The sequence below is a fragment of the Leyella stercorea DSM 18206 genome (assembly GCF_000235885.1).
GTDB lineage: Bacteria > Bacteroidota > Bacteroidia > Bacteroidales > Bacteroidaceae > Prevotella > Prevotella stercorea.
The window spans coordinates 103680-124686 of record NZ_JH379450.1; the positions used below are offsets into that span (position 1 = coordinate 103680).

The window sequence follows — 21007 nt, forward strand, 5'->3', positions numbered from 1 at the left end:
GTGCACTTGTCTCAAGTGCACCAACAAAGCAAACAAGCACACCAACAAAGTAAACACGACAGCTTGGTTGGTGCACTTGAGACAAGTGCACCCCCTAACGACCAAGAACGCGAAAGATTGACAAAACAACTGATAGAGAAACTCAAGAAAATACTATGCAACATATACTGATTGTAGAAGACGACATTGCGTTCGGCACAATGCTACAGACATGGCTGCGCCGAAAGGGATTTGAAGTAGAGAAAGCGACATCGGTAGGTGCTGCCGTGAAACTGCTGACTGAAACCTTCGGCAAAGAGGTAGACCTTGTACTCTCCGATCTCCGTCTGCCCGACCACGACGGGCTTCGACTGCTCGCATGGATGCACGAACATGACATCAATGCGCCGTTTATCGTGATGACAAATTATGCGGAGGTGCAGAACGCAGTGCTCGCCATGAAGTCGGGTGCTGCCGACTATATCGCAAAGCCCGTACAGCCAGACATCCTGCTGCAGAAGATTAAGGATGCGATGGAGCAGAACGCTCAGCAAGCCTCCTCCACAATTCAAAACTCTACAACTCAAAATGCGCCAACGGCGCATAATTCAAAATTCAAAACTCAAAATTCTTGCTCTGGCAAGCGTCTCTACGAGCCGAGCGCAAAACTCACTGCTCCCCGCCACATAGAGGGAAAGAGCGAAGCCTCGCGCCAGCTATATAGCTACGTGGAGTTGGTGGCTCCCACACCTATGTCGGTGCTCATCCTCGGTGCATCGGGAACGGGTAAGGAGTACGTGGCTCACCGTATTCACGACCTCAGCGCACGCGCCGACAAACCTTTCTTCGCACTCGACTGTGGGGCGATACCACGCGACGTGGCTGCATCGGAGTTTTTCGGACACAAGAAGGGAGCCTTCACAGGTGCCGATACCGATAAACGGGGAGCCTTCGAGATGGCTAACGGCGGAACGCTATTCCTTGACGAGGTGGGCAACTTGAGCTACGAAGTGCAGGTGCAACTGCTGCGTGCGCTGCAGGAGCGTCGCATCCGCCCCGTTGGCGGAACGCAGGAGATACCTATCGACATACGACTGGTGTGCGCCACGAACGAGAACCTTGAGGAGGCAGTGGGCGAAGGACGGTTCCGCGAAGACCTCTACCACCGCATCAACGAGTTCACCATCTACATGCCAAAACTTTCGGAGCGTGGCAGCGACCTCTTCCTCTTCGCCGACCTCTTCATACGCCATGCCAATGAGGAATTAAACCGAACGGTGGAGGGCTTCGACTCTGCCGCAGCAGAACTGCTCGCCTCGCACTCATGGCCCGGCAATCTGCGCGAGCTGAACAACGTGGTGAAGCGTGCGGTGCTGCTAACACGCGGCAACAAGATAACCACCGTCGAACTGACGCAGGCAATGGGACAGATACGCACCGACAACGTCCTGCAACTGCACGACGAAGACACGGAACGTCAATGCATCATTACCGCTCTGCAACAGACCAACGGCAACAAGGCAAAGGCTGCACGCATATTAGGCGTAGACCGCAAGACGATATATAACAAAATAGAGAAGTTGGGGATTTAAAGATATGACAGAGTAAAATGTTATTAAAAAAATCTGCCATATCTATCAGCGCAACCGTAATTCTCAGATTACAAGCACAATAAAGGCTGACAGATTTGCCTTTTAAGAGCTAAATCTGTCAGCCTATCTATCAGGAACAATTTATTCCTACTCTATCAAGAACGGTTTACTCCCACTCAATTGTTGATGGTGGCTTCGACGAGATATCGTAGCATACGCGGTTCACACCACGCACCTTATTAATAATCTCGTTAGACACCTTAGCCATGAAGTCGTAAGGCAGGTGAGCCCAGTCGGCAGTCATAGCGTCGGTAGAGGTTACGGCACGGAGAGCAACGGGGTGCTCGTATGTGCGCTCGTCGCCCATTACGCCTACAGAGCGTACTGTAGAGAGGAGCACTGTGCCTGCCTGCCAAATCTGGTCGTAGAGCGATACCTCAATCTCGCCGTCGTGCATGTCGGCAGGAACACCGGCAGCAAGCACGCAACGTGCGTCCTCGCCAGAGAGTTTTGTCTTGTACTCGCGCAGACCGCGGATATAAATATCGTCGGCATCCTGGAGGATGCGTACCTTCTCGGGAGTGATGTCGCCAAGGATGCGCACAGCCAAGCCTGGACCTGGGAACGGATGGCGTGTGATGAGATGCTCGGGCATACCCATTGAGCGACCTACACGGCGAACCTCGTCCTTGAAGAGCCACTGCAACGGCTCGCAGAGCTTGAGGTTCATTTCCTTAGGCAGACCACCTACGTTGTGGTGGCTCTTGATTACCTTGCCCGTGATGTTGAGCGACTCGATGCGGTCGGGGTAGATAGTGCCCTGTGCGAGCCACTTTGCACCTGTCTGCTTCTTAGCCTCAGCGTTGAACACCTCAACGAAGTCGCGACCGATAATCTTGCGCTTCTGCTCGGGGTCGGTAACGCCAGCAAGGTCAGAGAAGAACTTCTCGCTTGCGTCTACGCCGATAACGTTCAAGCCCAAGCACTTGTAGTCTTCCATAACGTCGCGGAACTCGTTCTTGCGGAGCATACCATGGTCGACGAAGATACATGTGAGGTTGCTGCCGATAGCCTTGTTGAGGAGCACGGCTGCTACGCTTGAGTCGACACCGCCCGAGAGTCCGAGGATTACCTTGTCGTCACCGAGCTGCGCCTTAAGCTCAGCTACTGTTGTCTCTACGAACGAGTCTGCGCTCCAGTCCTGACGGCTTCCGCAGATGTCTACCACGAAGTTCTTCAGGAGCTGTGTGCCCTGCAGCGAGTGGAACACCTCTGGGTGAAACTGCACTGCCCATACCGGCTGCTTTGTAGAAGCGTAAGCTGCATACTTAACGTTGGCTGTAGAGGCGATGCACTTAAAGTCTTCGGGGATAGCGGTGATGGTGTCGCCGTGGCTCATCCACACCTGCGAGTTCTCAACGAATCCCTTGAACAAGGGGTTATCAGCGTCGAAGTGCTCGAGGTTGGCACGTCCGTACTCGCGAGAGTCGGCTGCCTCCACCTTGCCGCCGCCAGCATAAGAGATGTACTGTGCGCCGTAGCAGATGCCAAGCACTGGGATGCGTCCTACGAACTGGCTAAGGTCTACCTTGAACGCCTCCTTGTCGTGAACCGAGAATGGACTTCCGCTGAGGATGACACCGATGACAGAGGGGTCGTCCTTCGGGAACTTGTTGTAGGGCATAATCTCGCAGAAGGTATCAAGCTCGCGCACACGACGGCCGATGAGCTGCGTGGTCTGCGAACCGAAATCGAGAATAATTATCTTCTGTTGCATTACTTTGGTTGGTTTTATTGTTTGTATTTGATGTTTCTTATTCTTCTCATGGCGGCGTTTAAGCCGAGGGGAGGCGGCGTTTAAGCCGAACTAAGCCGCTTTAAGCCTTCCTAAGCCCTTGGGGGATAGGCCGAGCTAAGCCTTGAGTATCCTCAAGCCCTCCCCGACGGGGAGGGTTGGGAGGGGCTTTTTACTTTTACCAGGAACTCCTCTGCTTGCGCCAGCGTGTCGAGCTTGCCGATGTCCATCAGTTGCAGGTCGTCCTTTGCGAAGCCTTCGATGCGGTGCGTGGCGCAAGTCTGCAGATAGAAGTCGATGATGCTGAAGCGGTCGGGGAACTGATTCATTAAAGGAATCATTCGTGGCGAGAGGGCGTGTATGCCAGCGAAGGCATACATACGGCACGCCTTAAGGTCGAGGTCGGGGTACGGACTCTTCACTTCGCCCGTGGCGATATTGGTCCAACCGACAAGGCGCATCATGTCGTCGAAGAGCAGATAGCGTTGCGTCTTACGCTGACTAACGAGGAGCAAGGCATCGGGAACATCTGCCGCTGCTCCTACTAAAGCATCGGGAGCATCCGCCGTTACATTTGCCAAACCGTCAGTCTTGAGCAGTCCACCGGCACGCTGATAGAAGCGGCGCAGGTCTACATTGCTCAGGATGTCCACATTATGTATTAGTATCGGGGCATCGGGAGCGAAGAGTGGCGCGGCATGTTTTATGCCACCGCCCGTTTCGAGCAGTCCGGCAGATTCGTCGGAGATGCGTATGTCGAGCCCGAAGTTGTCGTTTTCTTTAAGATAGTCGATTATCTGCTGCGCAAAGTGGTGTACGTTGACAACAATGCGGTCAACGCCTGCCACCGATAGATTATGTATTACACGCTTCAGGAGCGGCTCACCACCAACGCTCACCAACGCCTTTGGCATAGTGTCGGTGAGCGGTTTAAGGCGTGTGCCCAATCCTGCCGCGAATATCATTGCTTGCATCATAGATGTCGTTATAAATATGTTGCCTACAAAATTACTCAAAATCCGTCAAACAGCAAAAGGAATGTAGCATAAATCTACAGAAGTGTCTGCTCTATGCCTTGCTCTCTGTGACAGATATGCACCTCTATTCCGAACTTCTCGTGCAGATGTTCCGCGAGGTGCTGCGCCGAGTAGACACTGCGATGTTGTCCGCCGGTGCAGCCGAAGGAGAACATAAGGTCGGTGAAGCCACGGTCGATGTATCGCTGCACATGTGCATCGGCGAGTTTGTAGACACTATCGAGGAAGGTGAGTATCTCGCCGTCGTCCTCGAGGAAGCGTATCACAGGCTCGTCGAGTCCGGTGAGTTTCTTGTACGGTTCATAGCGTCCGGGGTTGTGCGTCGAACGGCAGTCGAACACATATCCGCCGCCATTGCCCGACTCGTCGGCTGGTATGCCCTTGCGGAACGAGAAACTGAACACGCGGACGCGCAGCGGACCCTTGCCGTCGTACTTGGAGAACGTAGCAGGTCCGTCCTGAGGATGCGCCTCGTAGACATTCTTGTCGGTGGTCTTGTACCCATCGGCACGCGATACTGCCGGCTCTTCGATGTGAGCGTAGCGTGGCATCTCGGTGAGTCGGCGCAGCATGTCCATCATGTACGGATAAGGGAACACCTGCTCACCTAATTTCAGCAGCGCACGCAGGTTGTCCATAGCCGGCGGTATGGAGTCGAGGAAGTGCTTCTTGCGCTCAAAATAGCCGCGGAAGCCGTATGCGCCGAGCACCTGCAGCGTGCGGAAGAGCACGAAAAGGCTCAAGCGGTTGACGAAGTGGCGCAGCGAGGGCACCTCGGTGTACTGCTTCAAAGCGTCGTAGTATTCGGCTACGAGCTCGCGGCGCAGCTTGTCGCTATAGCGTGCCGATGCCTGCCAGAGGAACGAGGCGAGGTCATAGTAGTACGGACCGCGCCGACCGCCCTGGAAGTCGATGAACTGCGGATTGCCGTCGGCATCGAGCATCACGTTGCGAGCCTGGAAGTCGCGGTAGAGGAACGAGTCGATATTCTCCGACGTAAGATCCTTGGCGAAAAGGCGGAAGTTTGCCTCGAGCTTCAGTTCGTGGAAGTCGAGCCCAGAAGGCTTCAGGAAGCAATACTTGAAGTAGTTGAGGTCGAAGAGCACGCTGTCCTCGTCGAACTCGGGCTGCGGATAGCAGTTCTGCCAGTCGAGTCCGCGTGCTCCGCGTATCTGTATGTTCGGCAATTGGCGTATTGTGGCTTTCAGCAACTGCTTCTCGCGCTGGTTGTATCTGCCGCCTGCCTCGCGACCGCCACGTATTGCGTCGAAGAGCGATGTAGATCCGAGGTCGGTCTGCAAGTAGCGCAGTCCGTCGTCGCTCTGTGCGAGTATGTGCGGCACTGGCAACTGGCGCTGCTCGAAGTGCTCGGCAAGGTAAATGAAGGCGTGGTTCTCGTCGCGACTTGTGCCTACGACACCGACAACGGTCGTGCCGTCCTCAGCCGTGAAACGGTAATACTGACGGTTGCTGCCGGCACCGGCGAGCTGCTCGGTGCTGACGGGTTCTGCCCCACTCCATTCTGTATATAGTTTAATGAGTTTCTCCATCTTCTTGTTCTTCTTGCTTCTTTTTTCCGTAATATTGCTCGTCCTTCTTCTTTACCCAAGCGGTGAGTAGCGCATCGAGGGCGTAGAGCAGCAGAGCCACGCCAATGGTCATCGACCACGAGCGTGAGAGTATGTATGTGCCCACTACGATAATGATGCAGCAGACTATTATCTTTGGTTCAAATGAACGTTTCATTTTCTTTGTTCAATGCTAAGTTATGGTGATACGCATCGGTCGACGCAGACATCCGCATCGGTCGGCGCAGACATACGCATCGGTCGACGCAGACATACGCATCGGTCGACGCAGACATCCGCATCGGTCGGCGCGAGTCAGAATAGTAATACTTACAACCCTAAACGGTAAGCCACACTGAACGTGAAGACACTGTTCTTCGACGATTTGAAGCCGTCAATGTCCTGGAACTGCGTAAGTCCGATGTTGTAGCGTGCGTCGATGATTACGTTAGAGAACTCATAGCTCACTCCGACGGGAATAGCGAAGTTTACTTTTGTAAGCGTTGAGTTCAGGTCGTACTTCACGTGTTCGGGTTTCTCGTACTTCACGTCGTCTTTCGTCATCGTGTACTGCTGCTCGGTGTACTTCATATTGCCCGAGATTGGGAAGCCTATCTGCACACCGGCTTTAACGGCGAAGCCCGTACCGAGGTAGGCGTTGAGCATCAGGGGCACGTTGATGTAATGGAGCTGCGTGCTCCAGTCGCTGTAGCCAGTGCCTTTGTACACGCCTTCCGTCACCTGCACCTTGTAGCCGTTGTTGCCGTACTTGGCGCCTTGCTGCACGTACTGCGCACCGATAGTGGCAGAGAGGTTTGGCATGAACTGCCAGTCGATGTCGACACCTGCCATCAGGCCTGCCTTGTAGCGTGCCGAGTAAGTCATGTTGTCGCCGACTCCACCGGCTATATACATCTTGTCGCCGGGCAGATTGGCGAGCGCCACGCCCACACGGGGCAGCACGGATACGGTGCCGACCTTCGGTTGCGCCATTACCGGCAGTACGCCTGCGGCAAGACCCAACAATATGGTTCTTTTCTTCATTTCTTTCCTGTTCGTTTACGTTTTCACTTCTGAATAATAAACGCCGAATAGCCGCTATTATTGTGTTCCGTTGCACTGTTTTGCTGAGCAGCCGTCAGCCCACCACGTTTAAACTTTCATCAGCCCACCACGAGCGAGAAGCGCAGTCCTAACGCAGAGGCTATCTGCAGGAACGTAGACATCTGCATGTCGCTGTTGCCTCGCTCTATGGTAGATATGTACTCGCGCTTCTTGCCTATCTTGTCGGCAAGTTGCTGCTGCGTAAGCTTCTGGCGCTTGCGCTCTTCTTTCAGCAACTCGGCATAGTACCACGCCTTGGCACGCGCCTCGAAAGCATCGCGCGAAGGTGTGCCGGGTGCGCCGTATTCCTTCTCCAATATTTCATCTGCGGTGTGAAGTCGTGCCAACTTCTCTTCATTAATCTTTATCATAATCAATCCTCCAACTCTTTAATTATCCTATCTGCCTTACCTATCTCTTTTTTATAGTCTTTTGTGCTCTTTTTCAAGAATCCCGTTACAAACAACAAACGAGTGCATTCTACAAAACTCTCTTTGTCAATAGTAAATATAACCGAACGATACTCGTTTGAACCAAACGACACACGTGCCTCATAATAAGGAGTTCCGACAAGTTTCTTCACGAACTTCTCATTCACCACCTTCTGAGTTTCAATTATGTTCACTATATACGAATACTTTTCTCTCAATTTGGCATCGAGAGACCAGTAGTAATCCATGAATTCGTCAGTATATATGACTTTTCGTATCTTTTCTATTCCCATGCCGCAAATGTAATAAATTAATTCCACACAAGCAAGCATTTGACACGAAAAAAGGTGTCCCATGACTTCACAGTCTTGGAACACCCGTCGTTGTATATATTTCGATACAAGAAATTAGTCTTTGTTGCTGCGCTTGCGGCTGAGATGGTCGAGGATGATCTTGCGCATACGCATACTCTTCGGAGTTACCTCCACAAGTTCATCGCCCTTGATATACTCGAGGCACTCCTCAAGACTCATCACCACCTTCGGTATCACACGCGCCTTCTCGTCAGAACCGCTGGCACGAACGTTGGTGAGCTGCTTTGCCTTCGTAACGTTGATTACGAGGTCGTTGTCGTGAACGTGCTCGCCCACTACCTGACCTGCGTACACTTCCTCACCCGGATCGATGAAGAACTTGCCGCGGTCTTGCAGCTTGTCGATAGAGTAAGCGTAGGCAGTACCTGTCTCAAGCGCAATCATCGAACCGTTAAGACGGCGTGTAATTTCGCCCTTGTACGGCTGATACTCCTTGAAGCGGTGAGCCATGATTGCCTCGCCCTGGCTTGCTGTGAGCACGTTGGTACGCAGACCGATAATGCCGCGCGACGGTATGTCGAACTCGATATCTACACGGTCGCCGAGGGTCTGCATTGATGTCATCTCACCCTTGCGGCGTGTCACCATATCAATCATCTTGCTCGAGAACTCCTCAGGCACGTTGATTGTCAGTTCCTCGATAGGCTCGCACTTCACGCCGTCAATCTCCTTATAGATTACCTGCGGCTGACCTACCTGAAGCTCGTAGCCCTCGCGACGCATTGTCTCGATGAGCACAGAGAGGTGGAGCACACCGCGTCCGCTTACGATCCACTTATCCGTGGTGTCCTCGAACGGACGCACACGCAACGCAAGGTTCTTCTCAAGCTCCTTCTGCAAGCGGTCGTTGATGTGGCGTGATGTTACGAACTTGCCTTCCTTACCGAAGAACGGCGAGTCGTTGATGGTGAAGAGCATACTCATGGTAGGCTCGTCGATAGCGATAGGAGGCAGCGGCTCGGGGTTCTCGAAGTCGCAGATGGTGTCACCAATCTCAAAGCGCTCCAAGCCTACAATGGCGCAGATGTCGCCAGAGTGAACCTCGTCTACCTTCTTCTGTCCCATTCCCTCGAACACATGTATTTCCTTGATGCGTGTCTTCTCCTGAGTGCCGTCGCGGTGAGAGATGGTTATGTTCATGCCCTCTTTGAGCGTACCGCGGTGAACGCGTCCTACGGCGATACGTCCTGTGTAGCTCGAGTAGTCGAGCGAGGTGATAAGCATCTGCGGAGTGCCCTCAAGCACCTTCGGCGCAGGTATCACCTCTACAATCTTGTCGAGCAGATAGTCGATATTGTCTGTCGGGGCGTTGTAGTCCTCAGCCATCCAGCCGTTCTTTGCCGAACCGTAAACGACGGGGAAGTCGAGCTGGTCTTCGGTAGCGTTGAGTGAGAACATGAGATCGAACACCATTTCGTACACCTCCTCAGGGCGGCAGTTGGGCTTGTCAACCTTGTTCACAACAACGATCGGCTTCAGACCGATCTGAAGCGCCTTCTGCAGCACGAAGCGTGTCTGCGGCATAGGACCTTCGAATGCGTCAACGAGCAGAATACAACCGTCTGCCATGTTGAGCACGCGCTCTACCTCGCCACCGAAATCGGAGTGACCCGGGGTGTCAATAATATTGATTTTTGTGCCTTTCCAGTTGATTGAAACGTTCTTGGAAAGGATGGTTATTCCTCGTTCGCGTTCCAGGTCGTTGGAATCCAATACCTGGCCACTGTTATCCTGGCCGTCACGGAACAGTTTGCCCGCCAACATCATCTTGTCGACAAGCGTGGTCTTTCCATGGTCGACATGGGCGATAATCGCAATGTTTCTAATATCTTGCATTTTATATACCTTAAAAAACTTCTGCAAAGTTACTACTTTTTTTTCAGACAAATGTATAAGCAGCGGCGTTTTTGAACTATTAACGCAAATAGTTCGGAACCAAACGACTAAAAAAACAAGCACCGCCACAGATGCAACAAAAAAATCCCGTGCATTCGGTCGAATACACGGGATCTGTTTCTTTGTGCGAATTACTTACGGAGGCCGAGAGCCTTGATGATTGCACGGTAGCGATTGATGTCGCGGTCGTACAGATAGTTAAGCAATGCGCGGCGCTTTCCTACCAGCTGTGTCAAAGAACGTGCGGTAGTATAATCTTTACGGTTATTCTTAAGATGTTCCGTCAAATGGGAAATACGGTATGAGAACAATGCTATCTGGCTCTCAGCTGAACCAGTATCAGTGTTAGACTTTCCGTACTGTCCAAAGATCTCTTGTTTTTTTGCCTGATCTAAATACATAGACTTTTAAAAATTAAATTGTTATTTGTGCAAAATGCGGGTGCAAAGGTACGACTTTTTATTGGAAGTCAGACCATTTGCACTCGCATTTAGTATAAATGTTAACTATTTTTTACAAATTACTTCACTACGACCTTCTTACCATTCTGGATGTAGAGTCCCTGCTTAACGTCCTTCAGACTGTTACCTACGTACTTGCCGTTGATGGTGTAGACGCGGTTGTTAGTCTTAACGCCATTCACAACAACTGAGTCAACGCCTGCTGCAGGGTCGCCTACATAGACTGTGTTAGACACGTTCGACTCGCCGTTTGCATAAACTACGATTACGTTGTACTTGTGGTTGCCTGCGCCGTAGCCGTTATCATCGGTGTACTTTTCGTCAGTCCAAGTGGTTGTCTTGCCGTCGAGTTTCTTCACGAGAACACCGTCACGGTAAACATTGTAACCCATTACGCGCAAACCGCCAGCACGATATGTTACGTCGTCAACACAGAGACGGTCGGGTTCATAGTTGTAAGATGTCAGCGAACCTGTGCTGGTGTGCACGATAGCGAAATACTTGGCACCCTCAGGAAGGGCGATATCATACTTTGTCCACTTGTAAACAGCCTCATAAGAGTCCTTATTGATCTTAATGAACGAGTTGGCGTTGGTGTCGTCCTCCGAGTAGTAGATGTCGAATGTCTCTGGACCAGAGTTCGGATACTGCTCACCGCGGTTTACCTCGTCGCCAGGAGCGTTCACCCAGAACGATATTGTCTGCTCCTCGCCGGAAAGCTCCGGTGTGATGAGCCAGTTGTTGGTCGGTGTGCCGGTATCGATTGTTGTACCAGTAGACATCATCGACTGCTTGCCTGAATGAGGCGCGAAGATGTCTGCAAACATCTGCCAGTTGCTGCCTGTGATGCCACTCACCTGCCATGGGTTGAACACGATGTAAGCCTGTGCTACGCCTGAGTTCGGGTGCTGAATACCACCGAATGTGTAAACCGTACCCTTGTCACCGTCGTAGAGGGTCCAGTCGCCAACGCGTGCTATTGACCATGGGGTGTACGACTCGAAGTCGTCTGTTACCTTGACACCATCTACATCCATTGCCGACCATGTGAGCACACCCTTATCGGTAGCAGCGAGGTCGCTGATAGCTGGGAGCGGAGATGACACTACTTCAACAGTATAGTCGATTGACTTATTGTTATCCTGGAACATATCTGCAGCCCACTCTACTTCGCCTCTCACGGTGAATTTACCGACATGGAGCTTCGGTGTATATGCAAACTCGTATGTAGCTACTGCGTTAGGCTCAAGGTCCTCACCTTCTTCAGTTTCAAACTTCTTTCCGTCGATAAAGAGGTGTACCTTGTAACCGCTTGCTTTTGCTGTACCGAGGTTCGTAACCTTCACATTCAGCTGAGCAGCCTTACCACTCTGCACGTGTGCAGGTGCATCAATATCGGCAGCGAGGTTGTTTGCGATAGCATCGTAGATTTTGATGTTATCAATCATTATGCTGGTTGACAAGCCCTCGGCGTAGAAATAAGGACGGATGTAACCGTTCTTAACACCGACAGTAGACACCGACTTAAGATCCATAGCTACAGAGCGCCAACCCATTTTGCCACTAAGCGTGCTATAATCTACAGTTCCAACCTCTACCATTTCCTGACCATTGCGGTTCACCTTTACGGTTATCTTGCCGTCGGTGCCTGGATATGCATAGTACCAGAACACAATCTGCGGATTACCCGCATTGGCGATGTCTACCTTCGGACCCTGAATACAAGCCAAAGTGCTGCCTGTTGACGGATTGAAAACGAGCGAACCTGCGTCCTCATCCTGCGCATCCTCCGAAAGACCGAACTTGCCCGCACAGTTGGCGTCAATCACCCACGGCCCCTTCTGAAGACTCTTGTTAGCGAACGATTCGTAGTAAGGTACCTCGTGTGCCTGACCGATAAGGAATGCCTCGCGTCCATAGTCGCTGACTACGGCTGTGTCTGATGTCGGGCTGTCTACGTAGGTCAGAAGTGCATACTGCACAGCACTCTGAGCGCCGTCGTAGTTAACTTTTTCTACAACACACTTTGTCTCAGGTAAACCCATTTCTACTTCTCTCAGATAACCATACTCAAGAGTGTATACGCAGTATTCTGCAGTCTTCGGATCTACATAACCGCCGTGCATACCTACTTCAGAAACCGGATCCCATGTGATAGCTGCTGTACCATCAAGGTTGTCGTGTATCTTTATATTCTGCGGAGGAAGCGGACGGTCGTAACCTACGTATGCTTTCTTTGCAACCTCGTCGCTACGCAAGTCGTTAGCTGTAGAGATAACGCTATATGTATGCTCACCAGTAAGTACCTCTTCGTCTTGCCATACGACCTTTTCACCAGGTTTCGGCGAATCGAAGTTCTTCACAACGACATAGTCGCGATAGAGCTGTACACGGGTTAGACTTGAGAGCGGATTGCCAGCATAGTCAGTAGAAGGTATTGTGAACGACACCTTAGCCGACACCGCTCCCTTAGCACCAACCTCTACATTGAGGTCGTTTACAGCTGCAGGGCGCACTGCCAAGGCAGCCTGAGCAAATACTTTCACAGGAAGGAGCAGGAGATAAGCGCGCTGGTTGCTGGTGCAATGGAATGCTACGCGATACTTGCCGGTTGTAGGAGCAATGAACTCGCCTTCAACTGGTGTGGCACCACCTCCGCCGTATGTAGCCGAAATGGTATAGTCGCCTACGACCTTGTATGTTGTGGGGTCGTCGCCTGTGCCGATAGCCACAGCCAACTTCTGCGAACCACCCATAGCCTTGAAGCCACCGGTCTCAACCTTATATGTCTTGCCTGCCTCGAATGCCAAGTACGGGCTGACGAGCCAGTCGTCGGCATCCTGCTTCTGCGCTGTGCCGATATAACTGATGAAGCTGCCGGGCACGTCATTACTGAATCCCCAAGTGATACCGTCGTTGTTCTTGTCCTCAACAGTCCACTCTTTATTAACTAATACTTTCTGATCGTTCCACAGACATGAATACGGAACATCGTACGGTCCGCCAGTTGACGGAGTCTGTGCCTTCACTGTCGACGGAGCCAGCGTGGTAGCTGCCAACAATGCCGAGAATAATACTTGAAACGTTTTTCTCATAGTCGTATTGTTTTTAGTTATTTATACAATCAATCAACTCTCTCTAATTAACACCTTGTTTTATAGGAGGGGGATTGTTATAGAATAAACTATCCCCCTCTAATTACGATATAGCTTGTCAGGATTTCTACTTGTTAACGTACTTCTTGCCGTCGCGTATCACGATACCCTTTGTATCAGGAGCTACGCGCTGTCCGCTGAGGTTGTATGTTTTGCCGTCGCGAGCCACGTTCACTGTTACGCCGTTGATGCCGGCTGTAGCGTCGCCCTGCAGAACCTCGATAGGATATGTCGACTTGCAGGTCTTGCTCTGCACGTGGAGTTCGCACTTACGACCGCTTACGCCTTCTGGCAGTGGGTCGCATACCACCTTGAGCACTGTGATGTCGTATTCAGCCCATGTCTTTGTGTCGGGAGTGATTGACTTCACCCAGTCGGCATCGCAAGTTACGGTGTAGTTAGGCTCGTTGTTGGCATCGAACCAGCTCTGGTTTGTCTTGATAGCCGGACCTGCGAACACCAAATCGCCAGGAATGAGCGTTGTTCCGCTTGTGCCGTCGTCGCTCATCTTCACAACGCCGTAGTTCTCCTCACGTCCGTTGAATACATAGTACATCGGGTTGCAGTAGTCGTACCACGCCGAGAATGAAACCTTCAGCGCAACGTCCTTGTAGAGGCTGAAGAACGCAGGACTGCCATCCTTCTTCCAAATACCTACGGCTGAGTCGAAGTCATTATAATAATAAGGTAACTCGCTAATCTCAAAACCGCAGTCGATGCCTTCATTGTCGAGTCCGTCGATTACTACATAGAACGGCTGATCGATAACGAAGCGTTCTGCCTTGCCTTCAGCGTTCTTCTTTGTGAATACGAGTGTGAAGGCGTTGTAGCTTGTATTATCATCGTAAGGAATGCTGCCTACGTCAATAGTTTCAGGCTCAGTAGCTGTGAGTTCATAGAGTATCTTTTCGCCAGGAATGCGTTTGCCGTCCTGCTCCATCACGTCGTGAATCTGCAAACGCAGTTGCTTACCCTTAGCTATTGGATAATAGCCCTTAGAGATAACCGGAATGAAGATATCTTCTACAACCAGCGGAGCCATCGGTTTGTCGAAATACTGATAAACGCTGGTAGCTGTGTACTTAGCATCGCCCTGCGTGAATGTACCCGAACCGTATACATACTTGTTGTCCATACCGCCGAAGAACACTTCGCTGAGTTGGTCCATTGTGTAAGAAAGCGGAGCCACGCGACGATTGTCTTGGTCAATGCCTGAATACAAGCGCGGATAATAGTACATCAAAGCCAATGATTCGTGCTTGCCAGGGTCGCCCGCATTGCCGAAGTAAGGATTCTCAGAAGCAAGCAGGAACGAGTCGGTATTGCAAACAAGTGTCGGGAGAGCATCGCGACCGTCAAACAAGCTCTTCATCGTGAAGTCGCCGTTTGCGCCAATATTATAATAATAATCTGTTTTGCTTGAGCAATCGTTAACAGTTACATCGCCATAATAGTCGAATGTGTTCTGATGCCAAACATAGGCATCTGTGCCCTGTTTCTTGAACTTTACGTCGTAAGCACCCGGAACATACATATACACAGTTCCCCAAATCTGACCTTTCTTGTCAGAAGCCTGGAACAAAGCACCCTCAGGACGCAAGTAATAGTTGGACTTCTTCTCTGCACGCAACTTTGAAGGCTGAGCCTGTGCGTCAAGTGTAGGCACGAGGTGCTTGCCGAACTGACGTGCACTAAACGGAACGCCCTCAACAAATGGTTGTGCGTTGGCAGCTGTTGTAGCCATAACAAGAGCCGCAGTCAAAAGTATAGATTTCTTCATACTCAATTATTTAGATTATTAATATATGCGAAGAATATTTTGCAAATATACAGATTATGAAGTTTTTCGCCAAACAAAAGTTATTTTATTTTTTAATTTATTTACGAATTAACGCTTTCCATCTTCGAACGCCATACATAACAAAACGTGAAACTTACGCCTACACATCTATAAAAAGACGCCACCGAAGGCGCAACAACAGAGGCTGCGCCTTCGGTGGCGTACAAGCTGCAAAGACGGTATGTAGACCTTGTTTCCGTCCCTGCATATCTCTTCAACTCTCAACCGAGAGTATTTCGCTAAGCGGTTTCATCACGAACTCGCGCTCCTGCATGTGCGGATGCGGCAGCGTGAGGTCGTCAGAGTCAAGATGTACGTCGTCGTACATCAGTATATCTATGTCGATAGGGCGGTCGTGATACAGCCCGTTCACCGACTTCTGTGTTCTGCCCAACTCACGTTCTATCTGCTTTGTAGCCAGTAGCAATTGCTCTGGCGACAACGTAGTGAGCAGACGCACACACATATTCAGAAACTTATTGGTCGATTCAAATCCCCAAGGCTCTGTCTCGATGAACGACGACTGGCGGTCGACGCTGCCTGCACGTTCGTTGAGCAAGCCGATGGCGCGACGCATCGTAGCTTTGCGGTCGCCGAGATTGGAGCCGAGAGAGAGGTACACGGTGTGCATACTCTGCGCTTAATCGTTTACGATGAGCAATGCGTCGCCGTAAGAACCAAACTTGAAGCCGTGCTTAACGGCGAGGTTGTACGCCTCCATCACGAGGTCATAGCCGCCGAAGGCGCAGGTCTCCATGAGGAGTGTCGAGTACGGATGATAGAAGTTAGAGATCATCGAGTCGGCGAGTCCGAAGTCATACGGCGGGAAGATGAACTTATTGGTCCAGCCATCATACTCCTTCAGCATACCGTCGGTGCCAACGGCTGTCTCCGTAGCCTTCACCACGCTTGTACCCACAGCACACACATGGTGTCCGGCACGCTTTGTGTCGTTCACCAACTTGCAGCAGTCGGCATCGACGCGCATCTGCTCCGAGTCCATCTTGTGCTTTGTGAGGTCCTCCACCTCTATGTCGTGGAAGTTGCCCAATCCGCAGTGGAGCGTAATGTATGCGAAGTTGATGCCACGTATCTCCATGCGCTTCATCAGCTCACGCGAGAAGTGCAAGCCGGTAGCAGGAGCCGTGACCGCACCCTCGTGTTTAGCAAAGATGCACTGGAAGTCGTCGAAGTCGTCCTCTGTGCTGCGCTTGTCGGGGCGGCGGTCTACGATGTAGCGTGGCAGCGGAGCCTCGCCCAGACCGTAGAGCTCGCGCTTGAACTCGTCGTGCGGACAGTCGTAGAGGAAGCGTAGTGTGCGTCCGCGACTGGTTGTGTTGTCGATTACCTCAGCCACCATTGTGCCCGAATCGTCGAAGAACAGCTTGTTGCCGATACGTATCTTGCGAGCCGGTTCTACGAGCACGTCCCACAGACGCATTTCTTCGTTGAGTTCACGCAGCAGGAACACCTCTATCTTGGCGTCGGTCTTCTCCTTTGTGCCATAGAGGCGCGCCGGGAACACCTTTGTATCGTTGAAGACGAATGTGTCGTGCTCGCCGAAGTAGTCGAGCACGTTGCGGAAGTCGAGGTATTCGCCCTCGATAGGGTTGCCTTTGTCATCTTTCTTGTACATCTCGATGGTCTGCGACTTCTTGTGCAACACCATCAGTCGGCACTCGTCGCGACGTGTGATGCGGAAGGTTTCCTTCTCGCCGTTGTCGTTTTCAAACTCGCGATAAATGCTATGCGGATAAAGAGCGATCAGCTCTTCGGGTAGTTTAAACTTAAACTGTGATAACTTCATAGTAGTTGTTTATTTATTCATCTTCAATGGTTTCTATTGTCTGATTGGCAAGCCACTCCTCAAAGCCGTCAAGCTCGATGCAGTTCTCCACGCGCTGCTCGCCGGAGCGTGTACGGCAGAGTGCTGTGAGGTAGCCGCCCGAGTCGAGTGCGCGACCGATGTCGCGTGCCAAGGCGCGTATGTATGTACCCTTGCCACAGACCACACGTACAGACATCTGCATTGTTTCGGGGTCGAACGCCGTGAGTTCTATCTCGTCGATGTGTATCTGCTTCGGCTGTAGCTCCACGTCCTTACCCTTTCGGCGCAGGTCGTAGGAGCGTTGTCCGCTCACCTTGCACGCCGAGAATGTCGGTGGCACCTGCTCTATATCGCCCACAAACTGCTTCAATACGTCTTCGATGCGCTCGCGTGTGATGCCGTCTGTGGGGTAAGTGGCGTTCACCGGATGCTCCATGTCGTAGCTGGGCGTGGTGGCTCCGAGCTGAATGGTGGCTGTGTATTCCTTGCCGTGCATCTGGAACTCCTCTATGCGCTTCGTGAACTTGCCGGTGCAGAGCACGAGCACGCCAGTGGCAAGAGGGTCGAGTGTTCCGGCATGGCCTATCTTTAGTTTCTTCACCCCGAGGCGTACGCAGATGCGCTTGCGCACTATTGCCAAGGCACAGAAGCTGGTCATGCCAAGGGGTTTGTTTATGGCGATGACTTCGCCTTTGGTGAAATTCATTGTCTTCTTCTTTTATAGTAATGAGCAAGCTATCGTAACGGCTCCTGCTATTGCGCAGTAGACACCGAACCACACGAGTTTGCCTCGCTTCACGATGTTTATCATCCACTTGCAGGCGATGCATCCGCTTACGAAGGCTGCCACGAAGCCCACGATGAGGGGCAGTGTCTCTATATCGCCGAACGCTTCTTCGCCCTTAACCGCCTTGAGCACGTCGAGGAGTGCCTCGCCGAGGATGGGCGGGATGACCATGAGGAACGAGAACGGTGCGAGTTTCTCCTTCTTATTGCCGAGCAAGATGCCGGTGGCAATGGTGGAACCAGAGCGTGAGAGACCGGGCAGCACGGCTGCTGCCTGCGCCAAGCCGATGATGAAGGCATCCTTCATCGAGATATTCTCGCGCTGACGTGGCTTAGCGAAGTAGGAGAAGGTGAGCAACGCTGCTGTCAGGAGCAGGCAACAGCCCACGATGAGCAGCCCCGAACCGAATATCGCCTCCACATAGTCCTTAAAGAACACGCCTACGATGCCTACCGGTATCATCGAGACAACGATGTTGAGGAAGTACTTCGTCTCGGCGTTCATCTCGAACTTGAAGAGTCCTTTCAGTATCCAGTCGATTTCCTTCCACAGTATCACGAGCGTACTGAGCACGGTCGCTACGTGCACCATGACGGTGAACGTGAGGTTATCCTCGCCCTGCACGCCGAAGAGTGCCGAGCCGATTGCGAGGTGTCCACTACTACTTACGGGCAAATATTCTGTGAGTCCTTGAATGATGCCAAGGACTAAGGCTTGTAACCAATCCATTTGTTCAATTATTAATTTTTTATTATTAATTATTAATTTGAGGGTGATTTCTGGGGGTGCAGTTGTCTCTCAGGGGGTGCAGTTGTCTCAACTGCACCAACATAGCGGCAGGTGCATTCTGTTGGTGCCTTCAAATTTATTGGTGCAGTTGAGACAACTGCCCCCCTGAAAGCACCCCCTGAAAGCACCCCCTGAAGAGTTATTCGTCTTTTGGCTTCTTGATTATCGCATAGATAATAGAGATGAAGCCGAGGAAGCACACTGCAGGTGCTACCTTCACGCGACGCACACTAAAGATGTCGTTATCGAAAACATGCTCGTCGCTTCCGCCACCGCTCATGAGTATAAAACCGAGGATGACAATCAACATTCCGACTACCATCAGAATGAAGTTAATCTTGCCAAATGCGTAATTTCTTTTATCCACTTTGTTTATATTTTAAGTTGAATGAATTTATTATGTTTAAATAGTGCCTGTATATGTACAAGTAGCATCTGTATGTGTATAGATAAGTAATGTCACCACCTCAACATCTCAACACCACAACATATCTCAACATCTCACCATCTCAACATCATATCTTATACAAATCGCCTGCTTTCATGCGCAGGAACTTGTTCACCGATATTATCGAACAGATAGCTGTGATGAAGATGCCGAACACCACCACCGTACCGGCAGTGATAGCGAGCACCTCCCATGTGATGAGGTCGAGCACCTGCGGCTCGTACATAAACAGTGCGTACACTCCGCCTCCCAACACGCAGCAGGCGATGAGCGCAGCGAGCAAGCCGAGCAACACATAGTGGCGCACGAACGGCGCACGGATGAAGCCCCACGATGCACCTACGAGCTTCATCGTGTGTATGGAGAAGCGACGGGCGTAGATGCTTAGACGCACGGTGTTGTTGATAAGCGAGAACGACACTATCGTGAGCAACACGGCGAGTGCCAAGAGCACGATGCTTATCTTCGCTATATTGGCATTGACACTGTCGATGAGGTCCTTCTGATACTTCACCTCGCTCACCTTCGGATAGGCTTTCAGCTCCTTAGAGATAAACTTCAGCGAGTCGCTGTTAGCATAGTCGGACGTTAGAGTAACCTCCACCGACGAGAGGAAAGGGTTTGCCTCGGCAAACTCACGTGGGTCGGTTCCCAATTCTTTTATTCCTTCGCGCAAAGCCTGCTCCTTACTGATGTACTGGAGCGTGTGGATGTAGGGGCGAGCCTTTAGCTTGGTGCAGAACTGCTGCGCCTCGCCAGAGGTCATATCGTCCTGAAGCATCATCGTAACCACGATGTTCTGCTTCACGTAGGCAGAAAGATTACGGGCGGTGCACACTGCGAACACCACCAAACCTAACAGAACAAGCACCATTGCGGTGCTAATACACAACGTTACCGCCTGCAATCCGTGACGACTGCGGGTCTTCTTATTTTTCTTTCTCATTCCGAAAAGGCTATATTATACCAAATTTCCTGCAAAATAACAAAAAAATATCCGTTCAAAAGAGGGATTAACGTCAATTAACACCATACGTACATCATAAACAAAACAATCTGTCTACCTTTGATGTGAACAAAAAGCACACATCATGGCAACAATTCTCTATCCTTCGCCAATCGTCGGACCGATACACAGCCGACGTCTTGGCATATCGCTCGGCGTGAACGTCAACCCGAGCGACGGAAAGATTTGTACGTTCGACTGCATCTACTGCGAGGTAGGCTACAACTGTACGCGCCGCCCTACCCTGCCTCGTCCTTCACGCGAGCTTGTTGCGGAGCGTCTGGAGGCGAAACTGAAGGAGATGCACACGGCAGGTGCGAAACTCGACGTGATCACTTTCTCGGGCAATGGTGAGCCGACCACGCATCCCGACTTCCTCCATATCATCGAGGATACGATACGTCTGCGCAATGCTTATTACCCCGAGGCTAAGGTGTCGGTGCTCACCAACTCCACGCTGGCGCACCGCCCCGACGTGCACCGCGCCCTACTGCTCGCAGACAACAACATCATGAAGCTCGACACGGTCGACCCTGCATATATAAATAAGGTGGACCGCCCTACGCAACCATCGTACAACGTTGAGAATATCGTCAAGGAGATGGCATCGTTCAATGGGCACTGCATAGTGCAAACCATATTCATGCACGGCACCGACGACAACGGCGAGAGCGTAGACAACACCTCCGACGGCTTCATATCTACATGGCTTCAAACTCTGCATCGCATCCGACCAAGCGCAGTGATGATATACACCATCGACCGCGAAACGCCCTGCCCAACACTAAGCAAGGCTACGCACGAGGAACTCGACGACATTCGCGACCGCGTAATAGCCGAAGGTTTTCCTTGCAGTGTCGGTTATTAACATCCGCATCGGTCGATGCAGACATCCGCAACGGTCGACGCAGACATCC

19 protein-coding genes are annotated in these 21007 nt (G+C 51.5%); 2 read left to right on the forward strand and 17 right to left on the reverse strand.

Features of this window, described 5'->3' with window-relative positions; genetic code table 11:
* Window positions 1-155: 155 nt before the first annotated feature.
* Window positions 156-1571, forward strand: a complete 1416-nt coding sequence (locus HMPREF0673_RS10210; RefSeq protein ID WP_007901831.1) for a sigma-54-dependent transcriptional regulator — start codon at window positions 156-158, stop codon at window positions 1569-1571.
* Window positions 1572-1737: 166 nt separating this feature from the next.
* Here HMPREF0673_RS10210 and guaA read toward each other — a convergent pair whose 3' ends face one another.
* From guaA to HMPREF0673_RS10295, 17 genes are all read right to left on the reverse strand, one after another.
* Window positions 1738-3348 carry a glutamine-hydrolyzing GMP synthase gene (gene guaA / locus HMPREF0673_RS10215; protein ID WP_007901832.1) on the reverse strand — a complete coding sequence of 537 codons (1611 nt, stop codon included), beginning with the start codon at window positions 3346-3348 and terminating at the stop codon, window positions 1738-1740.
* 152 nt (window positions 3349-3500) lie between these two features.
* Window positions 3501-4343 carry a sugar phosphate nucleotidyltransferase gene (locus tag HMPREF0673_RS10220; RefSeq protein ID WP_007901833.1) on the reverse strand — a complete coding sequence of 281 codons (843 nt, stop codon included), beginning with the start codon at window positions 4341-4343 and terminating at the stop codon, window positions 3501-3503.
* Between the two features lie 74 nt (window positions 4344-4417).
* A complete protein-coding gene (locus HMPREF0673_RS10225) occupies window positions 4418-5953 on the reverse strand; it encodes a RapZ C-terminal domain-containing protein (protein WP_007901837.1) in 1536 nt (511 codons plus the stop codon).
* Window positions 5937-6149 (reverse strand): hypothetical protein, encoded by a 213-nt coding sequence (locus HMPREF0673_RS10230; protein WP_007901854.1) that lies wholly within the window; start codon window positions 6147-6149, stop codon window positions 5937-5939. The genes HMPREF0673_RS10225 and HMPREF0673_RS10230 overlap by 17 nt, the downstream gene beginning before the upstream one ends.
* A 152-nt stretch (window positions 6150-6301) precedes the next feature.
* Entirely contained in the window at window positions 6302-7015 is a 714-nt protein-coding gene (locus HMPREF0673_RS10235) for a porin family protein (protein WP_007901859.1), read from the reverse strand.
* A gap of 119 nt (window positions 7016-7134) precedes the next feature.
* Window positions 7135-7446 (reverse strand): helix-turn-helix transcriptional regulator, encoded by a 312-nt coding sequence (locus tag HMPREF0673_RS10240; protein ID WP_007901860.1) that lies wholly within the window; start codon window positions 7444-7446, stop codon window positions 7135-7137.
* Between the two features lie 2 nt (window positions 7447-7448).
* The gene (locus tag HMPREF0673_RS10245; protein WP_172633655.1) at window positions 7449-7799 is read right to left on the reverse strand and encodes a type II toxin-antitoxin system RelE/ParE family toxin; all 351 of its coding nucleotides are present in this window, start codon (window positions 7797-7799) and stop codon (window positions 7449-7451) included.
* A gap of 114 nt (window positions 7800-7913) precedes the next feature.
* Window positions 7914-9716, reverse strand: a complete 1803-nt coding sequence (gene typA, locus HMPREF0673_RS10250; protein ID WP_040596800.1) for a translational GTPase TypA — start codon at window positions 9714-9716, stop codon at window positions 7914-7916.
* A 191-nt stretch (window positions 9717-9907) separates the two neighbouring features.
* The gene (gene rpsO, locus HMPREF0673_RS10255; protein ID WP_007901875.1) at window positions 9908-10177 is read right to left on the reverse strand and encodes a 30S ribosomal protein S15; all 270 of its coding nucleotides are present in this window, start codon (window positions 10175-10177) and stop codon (window positions 9908-9910) included.
* Window positions 10178-10296: 119 nt separating this feature from the next.
* A complete protein-coding gene (locus tag HMPREF0673_RS10260) occupies window positions 10297-13332 on the reverse strand; it encodes a choice-of-anchor J domain-containing protein (RefSeq protein WP_007901889.1) in 3036 nt (1011 codons plus the stop codon).
* Window positions 13333-13459: 127 nt separating this feature from the next.
* Window positions 13460-15172 carry a hypothetical protein gene (locus HMPREF0673_RS10265; protein ID WP_007901891.1) on the reverse strand — a complete coding sequence of 571 codons (1713 nt, stop codon included), beginning with the start codon at window positions 15170-15172 and terminating at the stop codon, window positions 13460-13462.
* A gap of 274 nt (window positions 15173-15446) precedes the next feature.
* Window positions 15447-15863, reverse strand: coding sequence for a 2-amino-4-hydroxy-6-hydroxymethyldihydropteridine diphosphokinase (gene folK, locus HMPREF0673_RS10270; RefSeq protein WP_007901895.1), 417 nt, complete (start codon window positions 15861-15863; stop codon window positions 15447-15449).
* 9 nt (window positions 15864-15872) lie between these two features.
* On the reverse strand, window positions 15873-17039 hold the full coding sequence (gene queA, locus HMPREF0673_RS10275) for a tRNA preQ1(34) S-adenosylmethionine ribosyltransferase-isomerase QueA (protein WP_007901899.1): 1167 nt from the start codon (window positions 17037-17039) through the stop codon (window positions 15873-15875).
* A 13-nt stretch (window positions 17040-17052) separates the two neighbouring features.
* Window positions 17053-17766: a tRNA pseudouridine(55) synthase TruB gene (gene truB, locus HMPREF0673_RS10280; RefSeq protein ID WP_007901912.1), complete on the reverse strand. Its 714-nt coding sequence runs from the start codon at window positions 17764-17766 to the stop codon at window positions 17053-17055.
* Window positions 17767-17778: 12 nt separating this feature from the next.
* A complete protein-coding gene (locus tag HMPREF0673_RS10285; protein ID WP_007901915.1) occupies window positions 17779-18576 on the reverse strand; it encodes an undecaprenyl-diphosphate phosphatase in 798 nt (265 codons plus the stop codon).
* Window positions 18577-18775: 199 nt separating this feature from the next.
* Window positions 18776-19003: a DUF3098 domain-containing protein gene (locus HMPREF0673_RS10290; protein WP_007901917.1), complete on the reverse strand. Its 228-nt coding sequence runs from the start codon at window positions 19001-19003 to the stop codon at window positions 18776-18778.
* Between the two features lie 148 nt (window positions 19004-19151).
* Window positions 19152-20030, reverse strand: coding sequence for a cell division protein FtsX (locus HMPREF0673_RS10295; RefSeq protein ID WP_007901918.1), 879 nt, complete (start codon window positions 20028-20030; stop codon window positions 19152-19154).
* A 145-nt stretch (window positions 20031-20175) separates the two neighbouring features.
* On the opposite strand from HMPREF0673_RS10295, the gene HMPREF0673_RS10300 reads away from it, so the two are divergent.
* Window positions 20176-20958, forward strand: coding sequence for a radical SAM protein (locus HMPREF0673_RS10300; protein ID WP_007901919.1), 783 nt, complete (start codon window positions 20176-20178; stop codon window positions 20956-20958).
* The last annotated feature ends 49 nt before the right edge of the window (window positions 20959-21007 follow it).